A 17,859-nucleotide genomic window follows, 5' to 3' on the forward strand; every position below is an offset into this window, starting at 1 on the left:
CAAGCCAGACCGGGCATCACCCAGCCAGGTCATGAAACGGACGCGGAGCGCACAGCGTCTGATCAGCTAAGAGGCACAAGATGCGTACCAGAACACTCGCAACAGCCGTTGCCCTCGCCCTCACGGCCGTAGGTTGTGCAAACTCGGCCGACGATCCGGGTTCAGGCTCCGGCCCCATCAAAATCGGCCTCTCAACCCCCCTGTCAGGATCAGCCGCCGCGCTCGGGGAGAACGAACGCAACGGCGTGCAACTGGCCATCGATCAGGTCAACAAAGACGGCGGTCTCCTGGGGAGCAGGAAACTCGCACTCGCCGCCCAGGACAACGCCTGCAACCCGACCGATGGCGTTGGATCCGTCACCAAACTCATCACCCAACAGCAGGTGTCCGCAGTGATCGGCGCTCTCTGCAGCGGGGTCACCCTTGCCGCGATGCCGCTGGCCAAGCGATATCAGGTGCCACTGGTGGTCTCCACGTCCACGTCGCCTGACATCACCACGGCAGCAGGCAAGGGAGGTAACGACTTCACCTTCCGGATCAATCCCTCTGACGCGACGCTCGCCGTCGCCTTGTCCTCCTACCTGCAGGCAGCGGGCGATGTACGCGAAGTCGCCATCCTTGCCGAAGACAGCACGTACGGCCGTACAGGTGCCGCGGCCCTGGAAAAGGCGCTCGCCGACAAGGGCATCAAGGCGACGGCGGTCGACTTCGTGGCCCAGGGGACCTCCGACTTCTCAACGCAGATCAGCAAATATCGCAACAACGGCACTCAGTCGGTCGCCCTCTACATCACAGGCGCCGATCATCTTTCGTACCTGCGCCAAGCCGCCAGCGCCAGGCTGGGGCTGCCAGTGACAGGCCGCGTCGAACTCGAGGGCCAGAACCTCGAGATCCTCAAGGACAAGCAGTTCGCCGGATCGTCCAGTGTCTATCCCTACAGCTCCCTGATCCAGACGCCGGCGAACGTGAAGTTCGCGAAAGCCTATGAGAGCGCTTACAAAACCCAGCCCACCTATGAATCATTCGAGGGTTACAGCGCCGTCATGGTGATCGCGGACGCCATTCGCCGGGCGAACAGCGCCGAACCGAAGGCCATTCAGAAAGCCCTGGTGAGCACCGACCTCGCCTCTCTCACCGGGGGCACGCTGAAATTCGATGCCCACCACCAGGCCCATGACAAGGCATTCATCATGCAGATCAAAAATGGCAAGACCGTCATCGTGTCGGATGTCGTCACCTGATCCGTCCCCGTCGACAGACTGACGACTGGAGGTCATCGCGTGGACGCGACGTACACCGGGGAACTCATCGCCAACGGCGTGGTGCTGGGGTCCAGCTATGCGCTGCTCGCCGCAGGCTTGGCCGTCATATTCGGAGTTCTCAACGTTGTGAACTTCGCCCATGGGGCGTTGTACATGCTGGGGGCGTTCGCCGCCTACTTCTTCATCCCGCTCGCCGGCTACTGGCTGGGCATCCTGCTCACCGCGGCAACCATGGCGATCATCGGCATCGTCATGCAGGAAGGCTTGCTTCGTCGCCTTCCCCCTGACGGAGCATTCTCCAGGACCATGCTGCTGACCCTGGGCCTGGCCATGATCATCCAGAACGGCGCGATCCTGCTCTGGGGCGCCGGGCCACGGCAGTTGCCCGAGGACAGCAGGCCGCAAGGTCACCTCGTGCTGGGAGACGTGATCATCCCGATCGGACGCGCCTTCATCGTCGTCGTGGCAGTCGTCACGCTCGGGGCGCTCTACCTGCTGCTCAGCCGGACGCAGGTGGGCCGGGCCATGCGCGGCGTCTCGCAGAACCCCACGGCAGCGATGGTCGTGGGAATCTCTCCGGAGCGGATCGGCCGGCTGGCGATGGCGCTGGGTGTCGGCCTGGCGGGCATCGCCGGCGCGACCTTGACGCCCGTCTTCACGGTCAGCCCGCAAATGGGCATCACGATCGTCTTCAAGGTCTTCGCCATCGTCGTCATCGGTGGCCTGGGCAGCGTGCCCGGAGCAGTGATCGTTTCCTATCTCGTCGGCATGCTCGAAAGCTTCGCCGGAGGTTACGGATCCGCCATGACCCAGAGTGTCAGCGTCTTCCTGTTCATGATCGCAATTATGTTGGTGAGGCCGCAGGGCCTGTTCTCGACAGAGGTACGAGTATGACGGCGGACCTGAAAGTGCATGATCCGGCCGGAACAGGTGACGCGATGTCGGGCAAGCCCTCGTCTCATCTGACGAAATGGCTGGGAGGCCGGCACCTCAATCCGCTGCTTCCCACAGCCGCCGCCATCGCGCTGGCACCCGCCGTGGTGACCGACGACTATTTCCTCGACGTCGCCAACCTCGCACTGACCTTCATGGTGCTGGGAACGGCCTTCAACCTTCTGTACGGCTACGTGGGAATGCTCTCCTTCGCCCAGGTCGCCTTCGTCGGCATCGGTGGTTACGCCACCAGCTGGCTGGTGACCCACACCGACCTGTGGCAACCCGCGGCCTTTCTCGCCGGCGGCGGAGTGGCCGCCCTGGTCGCCGCGGCGGTCGGAGCCGTCACCGTGCGCCTGTCGGAAGGCGCATTCGCCATCATCACGCTGAGCTTCACCTTGCTCTGCGCGATCGTCGCGGCAGAGTGGACCAGCGTGACCGGCGGAAGGCAGGGCATGTTCGGACTGCCTGCCCCGTCATTGTCCCTGGGCTCGGTCGAGCTGACCGCGGACACGCCACGAAGCTACTACTACCTGCTGGCCGGCTTCACCGTGCTCGCCTTGTGGGCCATGCAACGCCTGGTCAGATCCGCCGCGGGCAGCGTGATGATCGCCATCCGCGACAACGAGCCGCTGGCCAAGTCACAGGGCTACGCGACGAACACGTACAAGCTCGCCGTCTTCACCTTCTGCGCGTTCGTCACCGGGCTGGCAGGAGCGCTCCACGCATTCCGGCTGACCACCATCGACCCGTCCATCTTCGACTTCTACCTCATGCAGGTGATGCTCATCATCGTGATCCTCGGAGGTGCCGGAACCTTCTGGCCGGTCGCCTACAGTGCCGTGCTCTTCGCCGTCCTTCCCGAGGTGCTGCGCATGGCGGACGAGGCCCGTCTCATCGTTTACGGCGCGCTGCTGGTGCTCGGACTGCTCTTCGTCCCGCAGGGTGTCGGTGGATTCCTCCGTGCACGAGCGATGAACAGACAACTGCGTGGCATGAGAGGTGGTCCCTCGTGATGACCGCCCCCGGGGGCACTGCCCCTCCAGCCCTGCGGGTCACCGGCCTGGGAAAGTCGTTCATGGGCGTCGCGGCACTGTCAGATGTCGATTTCGCACTCAACGCGGGAACGGTGCTGGGCCTCATCGGCCCGAACGGATCGGGTAAGTCGACGGCCCTTGACTGCGTGACCGGCTTCGTCCAACCCGACAGCGGACAGATCCTGCTGGACGGGGAGTCCATCTTCGGCAAGGCGCCGCACGTCATCGCCAGGGCCGGCCTGGTGCGGACGTTCCAGACCGTGAAACTGTACGACCAGCTCACCTTGGACGATCACCTGAGTCTTTCGCTGCGCGGGTTGGACAGGACAGGGCGTTCAGGAAGCGCTCGCAGGCGCTCGTCGGACATGAGCCGAGCGACGTCCTGGCTGGTCAAATTCGGGCTGGAGCAGCTTCGTTCAGCGCCTGCCGGCATCCTGTCCTACGGCCAGAAGAAACTGCTCGCCCTGGCCGCGGCGCTCGTGACCCGGCCCCGGATCGCGCTGCTCGACGAACCCCTGGCGGGAGTGAATCCGCGGATCATCGACTTGATCCGTGAGGCCATTCTGCAGGCCAACAGCGAGGGCCAGACGTTTCTCATCATCGAGCACAACGTCGAGTTCATCACCTCCTGCTGCTCCGAAGTCGTGGTGCTGGACGCGGGCAAGAAGCTCGCCGCGGGACCGCCCTCGGTCATCTGGGACGACCCGGCCGTGTACGAAGCCTTCCTCGGAAGAAAGGGGGACGGTCATGCCGGCTGATCGGCATCTGAGCGTCTCGGCGTTCTCCGCCGGATACCTGTCCGGTGTGCCCATCGTGAACGATCTGACCTATGGATTCGCCAGCGGATGCCTCACGACGATCGTGGGCCCCAACGGCGCAGGAAAGTCTTCCCTGCTCAAAGGCATCTACGGGTTGACCAAGTGGTGCAAGGGGTCCATCCGCATCGGCGATCGCGACATCACCACGTTGCCCGCCTGGAGCCGCATGCAGGCCGGCATCAGCCTGGTTCCTCAGGGACGCTGCAACTTCCCGCGCATGACGGTGCAGGAAAACCTGCAGCTGGGCGTCTACACGCTGCCACGCGGCAGCCGTGCGGTCGCGGTCGACGAATCGCTGGACCATTTCCCCGCCCTCGCCGCCCAGCGGACGCGGCCGGCCGGAAATCTCAGTGGCGGGCAGCAGCAGCTCCTGGAGATCGCCATGGCGATGATGGCGCGTCCACGCGTGCTGCTCATCGACGAGCCGTCGCTCGGGCTCTCCCCCAAGGCGCGGTGCCAGATCTTCGACGAGCTGAAGGAGATCGCCGCCCTTGGCGTGTCCGTCGTCATGGTGGAGCAGAACGTGATCGAAGGTCTCTCCGCCTCGGACGTCGCCGTCGTCATGGTTGACGGTCGTATCCACCGGCACGGCCCGGCCGAGGAAGTCCTCAGCGATCCGGAGATGAAGCACGTCTTTCTCGGAGGCCGGCCTGACGCCCCCGCCCCCGGACCCGAACCCGACAGGAGACGTCATGACGACGACGGTAACTGACCACCTGAGCCGTACGATCGTCGGCGACACCGGCCGAGGCCTGGTCGAGGCTGGCCGATTGGCCAGCGGCAACACGATCGGCATTCCCTACATGATCGCCCGCGGTAAGGGCGACGGCCCTTGCCTGTGGGTCAATGCGGCAGTCCATGGTGACGAGTCGCAGGCGGCGATCGTCGCGACGGAGTTCTTCCGTTCCATCTCATCGCTTCCCCTGTACGGCAACGTCATCGTGACGCCCGTCGCCAACCCCCTGGCCTTCGACTACCGGCGCAAGCATTCCCCCTTCGACGGAGTGGATCTCGATCAGAGCTTTCCCGGAAGGGCTGACTTCCTCGGCACGCAGCGGCTCGCCCATCGCCTCTTCGAGGAGTTCGCACCGCTGGCCGACGTGGTGGTCAACATCCACACCATGGGCCCCTTTCTCGATGCCTGCAACTACGCCGTCTACAAGTTGCATCCCCGAGAAGCCCACGAGCACGACCTTCTGTCCATGATCTCCTTGCTCGATCCACGGGTGGCCTGCCGCATGGACGTCTCGGGTCCAGGCGAACTGCCCGGTCACATCGCCGGGGCGCTGGACTACCAGATGATGGAGCTGGGCAAGCGGGCCTTCATGCTGGAGGCGGGCGCGGGAGGCCGGCTCGACCGTGAGGCCGTGGACAGAGCCGTCGCCGGTCTCGTCCGCCTCGCCACGGCGATCGGCACCGCGAAGGGAAACCCCTTCGCCTGGCCGTCCTCCATATGCCGGGCCACTCGGCGTACACACGTCACCACCACTGACGGGGGCTTCTTTCACGCGCTCGTCGCTCCCGGCGAGGTGGCCGCGGCGGGACAACCTCTCGGCGAGGTCCGCAACGCCTTCGGTGACGTCGTGGCATCGATCGGTATGCCGTCGCCGGCGCTCGTGATCGGCATCCGGCGTGACCCCGTCGTGCACTCCGGTGATCGCGTGGCATTCGTCGCCACCGAGTGGAGCGACGTCGATCTGACCTCGGCATCCCGGAAGTCGCCATGAGCAGGCAGAGTCAGCAGGTCGAAGCAGCCGAGATCGGGACTTTTCGCGTCGCTGCGGGAGAGACACTGCGTGTGATCAACTCGCTCGGCGGGCAGGTCGTCGACGCGTGGTTCTTCGCCGCGGACGACTGGACCGAGCACGTCTGCATGAGCCACTCCCGCGCGGCGCTGCGAACGATCCGGCCAGGAGTAGGGAGCGCCTTCGTCACCTGCCGGCGCGTTCCGCTGATCACGATGGTCGCCGACACGTCGCCCGGCATCCACGACATGACCATGCCCCCATGCGACCGATGGCGCTATCAGCAACTCAACGCTCCGGGGCATCGCAACTGCGCCGACAACCTCAGGTCGGCCCTGCGCGCGGCCGGCCATGCACCTGCTGCGCTGCTGCCTGATCCGCTCAATCTCTTTCAGAACTCTCCGGTCGACCCCGACGGGCACATAACGTTCCGGGAATCCTCCGCGCCGGCCGGCTCCTACGTCGACCTGCGGGCGGACAGAGATCTCGTCGCGTTCCTGTCCGTGTGCCCGATGGACATCATGCCGATCAATGGTGGCAGCCCGCGAGGGATCGCGGCCGCCGTCCTCGACGAGGTGACGTAGATGGCAACGTCACCGGCCGATCTGACCCTGGAAGAGACCTGGGCCGCCCTCCACCGGAGAGAGTTGTCGCCCCACGAGGTGGCCGCCGGCTACGTGGAAGCGATCAACCGCTGGGAACCGGCGCTGGGCGCCTTCGTGTCAGTCAGCGAGGACCGGGTGCACAACGTCGCCCGACTCGTCACGGACGAGTTCCGGAGGGGCGTGTTCAGGCCGTTGGCAGGCATCGGCGTGAGCGTCAAGGACAACATCGACGTCGCAGGACTGCAGACCACGGCCGGATCATCGTGGCTGAACGAGCGAGCCACCGACAACGCCGAATGCTGGCGGCGCGTGGAGCTGTCCGGAGCCGTGCACATCGGGAAGACCAACATGCACGAATTCGCCTACGGCGCCACCAACGTCAATCACAAGGCCCAGACCACGCGCAATCCCTGGGACCGCCGCCACATCTGTGGCGGATCGAGCGGCGGAAGCGCCGTGTCCGTGGCCATCGGTTCCTGCGGCGCGTCACTCGGCACCGACACCGGAGGATCCGTACGCATACCGGCGGCCCTCACCGGCGTCACGGGCTTCAAGCCGACCCTGGGCCGGATACCCACCGCCAAGGTTTTCCCGCTCAGTCCCTCCTGCGACACCGTCGGCGTGCTCAGCCGCACGGCCGACGGCTGCGCCCGCATCTTCCAGAGCCTGATCCTGCACAGCGCTCCCGAACACGACGACCCTGGGCGCCTGTCGTTGCGCGGAGCCCACCTGGGCGTCGTGATGTCGCATGTCTCCCGGTCCTCGCCGGCTGTCAGCGATGCCTTCCGCCGCGCGCTCGACGCCGTCGAAGCGTTGGGTGCGACGGTGGAACCCTTCGAGCTCGCCTGCGAGGAGGACGCCAGGCTCAGCACGGGCACCATCGTCGCGTTCGAAGCAGCTCAGGTGCATCGTCGCTGGCTGCGGGACCGTGGCGACGACTACGGGGACGATGTCAGGGCACGTCTGGAGACCGGGCTCACGGTGTCCGGCCGGCGATACCGCGCGGCCAAGGACGATCGCAGAGAACTCGCGGCGAGGATGCTGGAGAGCCAGACCCGGTTCGACGCCGTCATCGGTCCGACGGTCCCCGTCACCGCTCCCCCAGTCGATGAGTGCCACCTCGCGCGGGCAGCCGAGATGCAGGCCGCGCTGCTGGCGAACACCTATTGCTACAACGTCACCGGCCAGCCGGCGATCTCCGTTCCCTGCGGAATGGCGGGCGACGGCCTGCCGGTCGGACTCCAGATCGCGGCAGCCCCGGGCCGGGATCTGGACGTCCTCAGGATCGCCATGGCCCTGCAGAGAACGACCGGGTGGCATCGTCATCGCCCGTCGTTGGAAGGGCTGAGGACATGACCGCCGGCGCTGGCCGGCAGAGCAGCTCCCACTGGGGCGCCTTCCGGGCACGGATCAGCGGCGACGACCTCGCCGTCACCTCGCACGAGCTGGATGCGCAGCCCTCCCCCCTCCTGGGCAACCTGAGCGGGGCGTACAACCATCCCGCGAGGGTCCTGCAGCCGATGGTGCGACGAGGGTGGTTGGCGGACGGACCGGGACCCAGCAGCGCACGGGGACAAGACGAGTTCGTTCGCGTGGACTGGCCGGACCTCACCGCGATCCTGGCGACCGAGCTCGAACGCGTCATCACGGAGTACGGCAACGCCGCCATCTTCGGCGGTTCCTACGGATGGGGAAGTGCGGGCCGTTTCCATCATCCGCAGAGCCAGGTGCACCGCTTCCTCAACACCATCGGCGGTTTCACCAGGTCGGTCAACACCTACAGCACCGGCGCCTCAAGCGTGATCCTGCCTCACGTGCTCGGCCGGGACGTGAACGCGGTCCACGGCCTGACCAGCTGGTCGGTCCTCGCCGAGCACACCACCATGATCCTCGCCTTCGGCGGGTTGCCGGTCAAGAACATGCAGGTCGCCCCCGGGGGGATCACCAGGCATCGGAGCGAAGCCGCTCTCCGGCAGCTCATCGACAACGGCACCTCGATCGTCGTGGTGAGTCCGGTGAGGACGGACTGCCCCGACGGGCGTGGCGTTCGCTGGTGCCCGATCAATCCCGGCACGGATGTCGCGATGATGCTGGCACTCGCCTGGGTGCTGATCACCGGCCATCTGCACGACACCGAGTTCCTCAACACCCGCTGCACCGGATACGGGCAGCTCCAGGCCTACATCCTCGGGCACACGGACGGTGTGAGGAAAGATCCCGCCTGGGCCGAGGGCATCACCGGGGTCGCCGCCGGCGACATCTGCTCGCTGGCCACGCAGATGGCGGCGAACCGCACCTTCGTCTCCGTCACCTGGTCACTGCAGCGCGCCGAGCATGGGGAACAACCGCCCTGGGCGGCCATCGCGCTGGCGGCCGTCCTCGGCCAGATCGGCACCCCGGGAGGCGGCTTCGGACACGGCTACGGATCCATGGGCGACGTGGGTCTTCCGAAGGTTTCGGGCCAACTCCCCACCCTTCCGCAGGGGGACAACCCCGTCGACGCCTTCATCCCCGTCGCGCGGATCTCCGACATGCTCCTCAACCCCGGTGCGCCCTTCTCATACAACGGCGGCACCTACCGATACCCGCATACACGGCTCGTCTACTGGTGCGGAGGCAACCCGTTCCATCACCATCAGGACATCGGCCGGCTGCGCCGGGCCATGGCCGCGCCGAACACGGTGGTGGTTCACGAACCGTACTGGACGGCGACCGCCAGGCACGCCGACATCGTCGTTCCCTCGGCCACGTTCCTGGAGCGGTCCGACCTCGGCGCCTCACGCGGCGACCCCTGTCTCATCGCCATGCGTCAGGTGTGTGATCCTCCCGGCGACGTGAGAACCGACTACGAGACGTTCAGCGAACTGGCGGACGCGCTTGATGTCGGCTCCTTCTTCAGCGAGGGCGACTCCGAGCACGCCTGGCTGCGCCGGCTGTACGAAACCTGGCGGAGCCGGTCCTCGTCCGACGGCGTCGATCTCCCGTCGTTCGACGGCTTCTGGTCCGCCGGGCACGTCGAGTTGCCGAGCGCCCCGAACGATCAGGTCATGCTGTACGACTTCGTACAGGATCCGGAGAACGCGCCGCTCAGGACGCCCAGCGGGCGCATCGAGCTCACCTCGGCCACCGTCAGCTCGTTCGGTTATGACGACTGTCCAGGTCATCCCAGCTGGCTGCCGCCGGCCGCCGGGCCCACCGACGCCCATCCGCTCACACTCCTCGCGTCCCAGCCGGCGCACCGGCTCCACAGCCAGCTGGACATGGGCGCCACCAGCCAGAGCAGCAAAATCCATGGACGGGAACCGCTGCTGATGCACCCGGACGACGCGGTCGCACGCGGGATCACGCCGGGCCGCGTCGTGCTCATCACGAGTGAGCAGGGAAGTTGCCTCGCGGGCGCCGTCCTCAGCTCCGACATCAAACCGGGCTGTGTGCAGCTCGCCACGGGCGCGTGGTACGACCCGCTGGACCCGCGCGACGTCGATTCCCCATGTCGCCACGGGAACGTGAACACCCTGACCAGGGACCGCGGCACATCCCGGCTCGCACAGGGGTGCACCGGGCAGCTGGTGAGCGTCGAAGTACGCCTCTACCAGGAACGCGTCCCGGCCGTGCACGCCCATCGTCCTCCCCCTGGGGCGCACGCCCCCCTTCCCTGTGAAAGACAGGTGCCTCATGACTTCTGAATCCTTCATCACGTACGACGAGATCAAGCGGTGGCGTGACGCGGGAAAGGCTCACGCGCTGCTGGACGTACGCGAACGAGGCGAATATGCGCTCGGTCAGATACCGGGCAGTTGCCCTCTCCCTCGCGGTCTCATCGAGATCTGCCTGCGCCGGCTGGTGCCCTGGAAGAACGTTCCGCTGGTTCTCTACTCGAACGATGACCATCGAAGCCGCCTGGCGGCGCAGACCTGCCGGGAGCTGGGACACGACGACGTCAGGGTCCTGGAGGGCGGGTTGAACCGCTGGTCCAAGGAGGGAAACGCGCCGGTCTACGGTGTCAACGTCATAGGCAAGACGTTCGGCGAGAGGCTGTCGATCACCGACCAGGTGCAGCAGCTCGATCCCGACGGGATCGCCGCTCTCGCCGACCGCACGGAAACGTTCGTCTTCGACGCCCGCACGGCCGGCGAGTACGCCAAGGGGCACATCCCAGGGGCGTTCCACGTTCCGGGCGGTGAGCTCGTCCCCACTCTCTGCCGGGCCGGCATCGAGGGGCTGGGCAAGGAGCACCCCATCGTCGTCCACTGCGCTGGACGAACCCGGAGCATCGTCGGCGCCTACCTGCTGAAGCAGGCCGGATTCAGCAATGTCTATGCGCTGCGCAACGGAACGATGGCCTGGGTGATGTCAGGTCGTGAGCTCTCCGTCGAGGCGAGGCCCTGGACCGCGCCCGCGGCCGCCGAGGACGGTCAGGAACGGGCGGCCGCGTTCGCGGAGGACTTCGTCCACGGCACCCGGGCCCTTCCCCTTCAGGTGTCGGAGGCCATGGAGCTCATCGAGCGCGACGACGTCTGCTACATGATCGACGTACGCCTGGTCGACGAGTACGTCGCCGGCCATGTCCCCGACGCTCTTTCCTGCCCGGCAGGCCAGCTTGCCAACGCGGTGGACGAGCACATCGGTGTCCGTGACGCCCTCCTCGTGTGCTACTCGAACGACGAGACCCGCGCGAGGATCGGGGCAGGACTGCTGTCGCGGATCGGATACCGCCGGGTCGCGTGGCTCACCGGCGGCCTCAAGGAGTGGTCCCGCGGCGGAGGCGCGGTCGTCGCCGGCAGTCCCCATGCCTACCTCGATGACCTCTCACTTCCCGGACCGGACATCCGCACGATCGCTGCGGATCGGCTGCAGGCCGATCTGACGGCAGGCAGCAGGGTGCTGGTGGATGTGAGGCGGAGCAGCGAGTACGCCCTGAGCCACATCCCCGGCTCCGTATGGGTTCCCCGGGGGGATCTGGAACGCCGCATCGAGACGTACGCGTCTCCCGGCACGTCCCTGGCCGTCGCCTCCGACCGGGAGCTCCGTTCCACGCTCGCGGCCAGGACGCTGCTGAACATGGGCTACGAAGACGTCGTCGTCCTCGGCGGTGGCATCAACCGATGGATCGCCTCCGGCCATCCGGTCGAAGAAGGGCTCGATGGAGCTGACGTGTCCTTGGCCGAGGCCAAGGAAGACGCGGAACTCGTCGCCCGGCGACCCAAGATGCTCGAGCGCAACCGCGAGGACATGGTGCGCTACCTCGACTGGGAGGAACGCCTCGGTGAGGAGCTCCTGTCCGACGCCGAATCCTCGACAGGAAAGCACTCATCGTGAACGTGACGGGCGGGCACCGCAGGGTGAGGGAGGGTCATGGCTGAGGAACTGGCCCTCCCGGAGGTCGAACTCCGCGCCCGCATCAGCAAGAAGTGGCACGCCTATCCTCCGGACGTGTTGCCGATGTGGCTGGCCGACATGGATTTCCGGCCCGCGGAGGCCGTCAGATCCGCTGTGCTGGAGGCAGCGGAAGCAGGACAGTTCACCTACCCACTTGATGCCGAGCACCGCGGGGTCGCGCAGGCATTCGCGGCCCGTATGCGCGACCGCTTCGGCTGGGAGGCCGGCGCCGACCGGGTGGCGGTGCTCGCCGACCTGGTGCAGGGCCTGACGACCTCGGTGATGGCCTTCAGCGAACCAGGGGACGGGGTTGTCATCTTCAGCCCCATCTATCCCCCGTTCATGCGAAGCATCGAGGTGAGCGGCCGGAAAGTGGTAGATGTGCCGCTGGCGGAGGAGGCTGACGGGTTCGTCATCGACTTCGATCTGCTCGAACAGCAAGCCGCCCGCCCCGACGTCACCCTCATGCTGCTCTGCCATCCTCACAATCCGACGGGCCGCGTCTTCACCGACGCCGAACTTCGCCGGGTGTCCGGCATCGCGGCCGAGCACGGGATCGTCGTGGTGTCCGACGAGGTGCACGCCGACCTGGTGTACGCCCCTCATCGCCACACGGTGTTCGCGACCGTTTCCGAAGCTCCCACCGTGACGCTGCAGTCGGCGACCAAGGCCTTCAACATCGGCGGTCTCCGATGCGGTCTCATGCACTTCGGGTCCGAGCCTCTGCACCGGCGCTTTCTCGAGGTGTTTCCCGACAGGTCTCTGGGCCGGGTGTCAGGACTCGCCGCGGCGGCGACGGTGGCCGCCTGGAGCGGAGGGGACGCCTGGCTGGGCGACGTGCTGGAGACGCTCGAGGCCAACCGCCGGCAGGTCTTCCAGTGGGTGTCGAATCATCCGAGCGTCCGTGCGCACATGCCTGAAGGCACGTACTTCGCCTGGCTGCACTTCGCCCGGTTGCCGGCGGACGTGACTTCGGCGCAGGAGTTCCTGCTGCGTTCCGCCCATGTCGCCCTCCACGCAGGGCAGGAGTTCGGCGCTCCCTACACCTCGTGGGCGCGGCTGAACTTCGCCACGTCACCTCGCATCCTGCGAAAAGCGCTCAACCGCATGACCGCGGCGATGCCGGCCCCTCTCATCGGTCATCCGGCACGACCGTGCCCTCCCGACAACAACGGAACACCACTACGCGAGACGAGGACATGATGGAGCCTCTGCACCAGTTCATCCATGATCTGCGGGACCTCACCACCGCGAAGGACCGGCTGCCCGACGACGCCCTGGCCACCACGGTGGGCACGCTGCTGGAGGAGCTCGTCACCCGGCCCAACCCCATCCCCGCCGAGTTCACCGTGAGGTCGGCGCTGCACGGAGGACGTGGCCGTTACATCCTGCATCGTTCACCCACGTTCACGATCAGTTCGATCGTGTGGGCTCCCGGTGAGGTCGCTCCTCCTCATACGCATGAAACGTGGGGGGCCATCGGGCTGATCTCCAACCGGATCGAGGAACGGCGCTACGAGCTGAACGGCGACGACACCGTACGTCCCGTCGAACACCACCGGCACGACCGCGGCGCCGTCTCCGTCCTGATTCCCGACGACGACATCCATTCGATGCACAACCTGACCAACACCGACACCGTCGAGATCCACGTGTACGGCAAGGACCTGACCGGATTGGTCCGCAGGCGCTGGACAGTGGAAGGGCAGGACATGCGGGAATTCTCGAGCGGGAAGTACATGAACTGCTGAGAAGCCACACCCACGCCCCTCGTCCGAGAGCCGGACACACGTGCGGGCCCGAGCTTCCAGGCCGGCCGCTTCAGCTCAGATGAGCGGCCGTCCAGCAGTCAACCGAGCCGGGCTTGCCGCAGCCCTCCAGGCCGTCGAGGGCCTTGCCGAGTCGGGCAGTCCTGGCGTTGTCCGGGTCGTTGCTCTCCTGGTGGGGGTCGGTGACGGTGTTGTAGTACTCGGGCTTCGGCTCGCCCACGTACTCGACGTACAGATCGCCCGCGGTGCGCACGGCCGTGTAGGTGGGGGGCTGGGAGTTGCCGGCCTTGAGGCTGTCGGCGTCGGGGTCCGGCTCGCCGGGCGCCTTCGGGTCCGGTTTGACGTGCTCGATCAGCGCCGCGTCACGCCAGCCCTTGACCTTGTGGCCCTGGATGAGGGGCACAAGGCTGCGGCCGTCGCGGCTGTCGCGCACCTCCGGGTCGGCACCCGCCAGGTCGAGGAAGGTCGCGAACAGGTCCACGTTCTGGGCGATGGCGCCGGTCACGAGGTCACCGTGCCGCCCGGCCGCCGGCCGCCTGACCAGCAGCGGCACCCGCACGTCATGGTCGTAGGCGGTGGACTTGCCGCGCACCAGGCGGTGCTGGCCAAGGTGGAAGCCGTTGTCACTGGTGAAGATGACATACGTGTTGCGCTTCTCCTCGTCCGTCAGGGTGGACATGACGCGCTCCACCATGTCGTCAACCGACTGCACCATGCGGATCCGATCGCGGAAGTCCGTACGCAGCTCCTTGACGAGTTTCGGGCCGATCTTCCCGCGCCGCACCCAGGACGGCTTGTCGGCGGTGTCCTCGTCGAAGGCGGGCAGCGCGGTCACGTCGATGCCGTTGCAGTCAGGCCCGCCGCAGTCGCCGTGCGGAAACTGCCCCGCGGGCCACTTGGTCTTCGGCCGGTCACGACGCGCCGGCGGGAAGCGGGGTTCCTTGTCGCCCGGCTTGGAGCCGACCCTGGAATGCGGCGAGAACGGCGAGACCTGGAGGAAGAACGGCTCGCCTGGCGCGTGCTCGCGGGAACGCTCGATGAAGTCGGCCGCCCGCTGCCCGAGCACGTCCACCAGGTATCTGCCACCGGAGGGGTCGAGCGGCTTCTCGTCCGCCGTCTCCTCCTTGATGTAGCGGGTGAGCTCGTACCTGAACTCGTTGTAGCCGCCGCCCGCGGCCACGTGCCATTCGTCCCACCCGGCCGGCACCTTGTAGTCGGGGCCCACCGGGTACTCGTTGATGTACTTGCCCAGGTAGCCCGTCCGGTAGCCGGCCTGATCCAGCGAGACGGCGTACGTGCGACTCTCGTGCTTCTCGAACGCCTGATAGCCGCCGCCGTCGGACCCCTTGTTCGTCTCCACGCCGGTGTTGTGCGGGAACTGGCCGGTGAACGTGGAGGCCCGCGACGGGCAGCAGAGCGAGTTGGACACGTAGTAGTCGGTGAACGTCGTGCCCTGCTTGGCCAGGTTGCTGACGGTGTCCATGTACTGGAGCAGATCGGCTGACATGTCGTCCACGAGGAAGAAGATGATGTTCGGCTGTTTGGGCTTGGCCACCGCGCCGGCGCCCGCCTGGGACACCATGGTGAGCCCGAGGGCAACGACCAGCGCCAGTGCCCTCCGGATACCAGCGGTCACGGACATGACTGCCTCTTTTACCAGTTTGAGAAGATCGACGTTGCGACGAAGGTAATGTGCGACTCAGCAACTGATCAATAGGTATGGCGTGTTGACCATGGCCGTGCCGGCGATCGCCATGGGAGCGGCGGACGGCGCGCAGGCCGTCATCGCGTTCGGAAGCTCGCGGGTGTTTAGCATCCGTGCAGCGGTGTATTTACCCGATGTAACACCAGGTCGGACGGCCCCGTAGCGTGGGTGTAGCGGTCCTGCCGTGGTGACTGCTGGGGATCGAGGCCAGCGCGAGGCTCGCATGAACACAGGCACAACTGAAGGTGTCAGGCGGCGAAGGCCAGATCGGCTGCCGGCTCAGGTGACCAGTTTCGTCGGACGACGGCCGGAGGTGAACGAAGCCAAGCGGATGTTCGGCACGGCGCCTGTGGTGACCCTCACCGGCGTCGGCGGCGTCGGCAAGACCCGGCTCGCGATCCATGTGGCCGCCGAGGTCCAACGAGCCTTTCGTGACGGTGTGTGGATGGTTGAGCTCGCGACGCTGGAGGATCCGAAGCTGCTCGCCCAGACCCTGCTCAGCGCTCTGCATGTGCAGAACCGCTCCTCCCGGCCACCGGTGGAGGTGCTCGTCGACCACGTGCGGGACAAGCAGATGCTGGTGGTCCTGGACAACTGCGAGCACCTGCTGGAGGAGTGCGCGGTGCTGACCACGACGCTGGTGCGTTCCGCGCCGGAGCTTCGGATCCTGGCCACCAGCAGGGAGGCGCTGGGCATCGCCGGCGAACGCGTGCTGGCCGTGCCGACGTTGTCCTTGCCGGATTCCGAAGATCCGCAGCCGCAGGCCTGGACCCGAGGGGAGGCGGTGCAGCTGTTCGCCGAGCGGGCCTCGGCCGTGCTGCCCGGCTTCGAGGTCACCGAGACCAACAGGACCATGGTGGAGGGGATCTGCCGCCGGCTGGACGGCCTTCCCCTCGCCATCGAGCTGGCGGCCGTACGGCTGAGGGCGCTGTCGCCCGAACAACTGCTGGACCGGCTGGAGAACCGCTTCCAGCTGCTCACCACCGGGCCGCGGGCGACGCTGCCCCGGCAGCGGACGTTGCGTGCGCTCGTCGACTGGAGCCACGGCCTGTGCACGGAGCCGGAGCAGCTGCTCTGGGCCCGCGCGTCGGTGTTCACCGGCGGACTGGACCTGGAAGCGGCCGAGGCGGTGTGCTCCGGGGACGGCATCGCCCGCGAACAGGTCCTCGACCTGGTGACCGGGCTGGTGGACAAATCCCTGCTGGTCAGGGAGGACAGCCCCACCGGGATGCGCTACCGGATGCTGGAGACGATCCGGGAGTACGGCCGCGAGCAACTGCTCGCCTCCGGCCAGGAGGCCACGCTGCGGCGCAGGCACCGCGACCACTACCGCGACCTGGCGGCACAGGCGCGCGCCGAAGCGTTCGGCCCGGATCAGCTGGAATGGTTCGCCAGGTTGCGGATCGAGCACGCCAATCTCCGTCAGGCCCTGGATTACTGCTTCGCCGCGCCGGAGGAGGCAGAAACCGGTCTGAGCATGGCCACGGACCTCGTCCAGCACTGGAAGACCGGCGACTACCTGCGCGAAGGACGCGACCGCCTGGACCAGGGGCTGGCCGCGATCACCGAGCCGAGCGAGCTTCGAGGCCGGGCCCTGGTGGTCAACGCCTGGCTGGCCAACACCCAGGCCGACGTCGTCACCGCCGAGTCGATGGTCCGGCAGGCCCGGGAGGTCGGCGAGCAGCTCGGGCTGGAGGCGGTGCTGGCCTACGCCGCGCTCTACTCCGGGACGATCGCCATGTACCGCGGGGACAGCGAGTCGGCGGTCGCCCTCTACGAGGAGGCGGTCTCCCGCCACCGCACCACCGGCGACCCGATGGGCCTGACTCGTGCGCTGGTCCGGCTCTGCCTGGCACGCGCCCTGCTGGGCGATGTCTCCTCCGCAGTCGCCGCCGGCGAGGAATGCGTGGCCATCTGCGAGGCGCACGGCGACAGATGGGTCAGGGCGTACGCGATGACCGTGCTCGGCGTTCCGCTCTGGCTCCAGGGCGACGCGGAGCACGCGACCGCGCTGGAGCGGGAGAGCCTGCGGTTCCAGCACTCGATCGACGACGTGCTCGGCAGCAGGTTCAACATCGCGGTGCTGGCCTGGATCGCCGCCGGCCAGGGTCAGCACCGGCGAGCGGCCACGCTGCTGGGAATCGTACGGAGCCTGGAGCGGACGGTGCACATAGTGCCGTTCAGGTACAGGCAGTTCCTTCGCCGACACGAAGAATGCGAGTCGTGTGTCCGTGAGGCTCTCGGCAAGCCGGCCTTCGAAGCGGCTGTCAAGCGAGGTGCCGGGCTGTCCTACGACGAGAAGATCTTCTTCGCCTTGGGCGAGTCCGACTCCGCGAACGAGCCGGCCGGCGAGGAAACGTCGTGGTCACCGCTGACGCGCAGGGAGGCGGAGATAGCGCGCCTGGTCGCTCAGGGGATGAGCAACAAGGAGATCGCGGTTGCCCTGGTGATCGCCCAGCGCACCGCCGAGGGACACGTCGAGCACATCCTGAACAAGCTCGGCTACAACTCCCGCACCCAGATCGCCCTCTGGGCCAAAGAACGGGACACGCCCGGACATGACGAGGGACCCACAGGTCAGCGCTAGCGACGGACAGCCACGGCAA

General features: G+C 66.9%; 14 protein-coding genes. 13 read left to right on the forward strand and 1 reads right to left on the reverse strand.

From position 1 onward, the window contains the following. Nucleotides 1–80 precede the first annotated feature (80 nt). From ACTWPV_RS25355 to ACTWPV_RS25410, 12 genes are all read left to right on the forward strand, one after another. Nucleotides 81–1,241: an ABC transporter substrate-binding protein gene (locus ACTWPV_RS25355; RefSeq protein WP_443153685.1), complete on the forward strand. Its 1,161-nt coding sequence runs from the start codon at nucleotides 81–83 to the stop codon at nucleotides 1,239–1,241. 39 nt (nucleotides 1,242–1,280) lie between these two features. Continuing rightward, entirely contained in the window at nucleotides 1,281–2,156 is an 876-nt protein-coding gene (locus ACTWPV_RS25360; protein ID WP_347648043.1) for a branched-chain amino acid ABC transporter permease, read from the forward strand. A 44-nt stretch (nucleotides 2,157–2,200) separates the two neighbouring features. Further along, nucleotides 2,201–3,211, forward strand: coding sequence for a branched-chain amino acid ABC transporter permease (locus tag ACTWPV_RS25365; RefSeq protein WP_347648044.1), 1,011 nt, complete (start codon nucleotides 2,201–2,203; stop codon nucleotides 3,209–3,211). After that, a complete protein-coding gene (locus tag ACTWPV_RS25370) occupies nucleotides 3,211–3,990 on the forward strand; it encodes an ABC transporter ATP-binding protein (protein WP_443153727.1) in 780 nt (259 codons plus the stop codon). The genes ACTWPV_RS25365 and ACTWPV_RS25370 overlap by 1 nt, the downstream gene beginning before the upstream one ends. Then, nucleotides 3,980–4,762: a branched-chain amino acid ABC transporter ATP-binding protein gene (locus tag ACTWPV_RS25375; protein ID WP_443153686.1), complete on the forward strand. Its 783-nt coding sequence runs from the start codon at nucleotides 3,980–3,982 to the stop codon at nucleotides 4,760–4,762. The genes ACTWPV_RS25370 and ACTWPV_RS25375 overlap by 11 nt, the downstream gene beginning before the upstream one ends. Beyond that, entirely contained in the window at nucleotides 4,743–5,777 is a 1,035-nt protein-coding gene (locus ACTWPV_RS25380) for a M14 family metallopeptidase (RefSeq protein WP_347648046.1), read from the forward strand. The genes ACTWPV_RS25375 and ACTWPV_RS25380 overlap by 20 nt, the downstream gene beginning before the upstream one ends. Then, on the forward strand, nucleotides 5,774–6,379 hold the full coding sequence (locus tag ACTWPV_RS25385; protein WP_347648047.1) for an urea carboxylase-associated family protein: 606 nt from the start codon (nucleotides 5,774–5,776) through the stop codon (nucleotides 6,377–6,379). Before ACTWPV_RS25380 ends, ACTWPV_RS25385 begins: the two co-directional genes overlap by 4 nt. Nucleotides 6,380–6,457: 78 nt before the next feature. Next, nucleotides 6,458–7,756 (forward strand): amidase, encoded by a 1,299-nt coding sequence (locus tag ACTWPV_RS25390; protein WP_443153687.1) that lies wholly within the window; start codon nucleotides 6,458–6,460, stop codon nucleotides 7,754–7,756. After that, nucleotides 7,753–10,086, forward strand: coding sequence for a molybdopterin-dependent oxidoreductase (locus ACTWPV_RS25395; protein ID WP_443153688.1), 2,334 nt, complete (start codon nucleotides 7,753–7,755; stop codon nucleotides 10,084–10,086). The genes ACTWPV_RS25390 and ACTWPV_RS25395 overlap by 4 nt, the downstream gene beginning before the upstream one ends. Further along, complete coding sequence (locus ACTWPV_RS25400) at nucleotides 10,076–11,719, forward strand: rhodanese-like domain-containing protein (RefSeq protein WP_443153689.1); 1,644 nt, start codon at nucleotides 10,076–10,078, stop codon at nucleotides 11,717–11,719. Before ACTWPV_RS25395 ends, ACTWPV_RS25400 begins: the two co-directional genes overlap by 11 nt. Before the next feature lie 36 nt (nucleotides 11,720–11,755). Next, nucleotides 11,756–12,982: a MalY/PatB family protein gene (locus ACTWPV_RS25405; protein WP_443153690.1), complete on the forward strand. Its 1,227-nt coding sequence runs from the start codon at nucleotides 11,756–11,758 to the stop codon at nucleotides 12,980–12,982. Next, entirely contained in the window at nucleotides 12,979–13,530 is a 552-nt protein-coding gene (locus ACTWPV_RS25410; protein ID WP_443153691.1) for a hypothetical protein, read from the forward strand. Before ACTWPV_RS25405 ends, ACTWPV_RS25410 begins: the two co-directional genes overlap by 4 nt. A 70-nt stretch (nucleotides 13,531–13,600) precedes the next feature. On the opposite strand, the gene ACTWPV_RS25415 is transcribed toward ACTWPV_RS25410, so the two are convergent. Next, nucleotides 13,601–15,190, reverse strand: coding sequence for a sulfatase family protein (locus ACTWPV_RS25415; RefSeq protein ID WP_443153692.1), 1,590 nt, complete (start codon nucleotides 15,188–15,190; stop codon nucleotides 13,601–13,603). 376 nt (nucleotides 15,191–15,566) lie between these two features. On the opposite strand from ACTWPV_RS25415, the gene ACTWPV_RS25420 reads away from it, so the two are divergent. Continuing rightward, nucleotides 15,567–17,840: an ATP-binding protein gene (locus ACTWPV_RS25420; protein WP_443153693.1), complete on the forward strand. Its 2,274-nt coding sequence runs from the start codon at nucleotides 15,567–15,569 to the stop codon at nucleotides 17,838–17,840. Nucleotides 17,841–17,859 lie beyond the last annotated feature (19 nt).

Source organism: Nonomuraea sp. KM88 (genome assembly GCF_052245635.1).
Lineage (GTDB): Bacteria > Actinomycetota > Actinomycetes > Streptosporangiales > Streptosporangiaceae > Nonomuraea.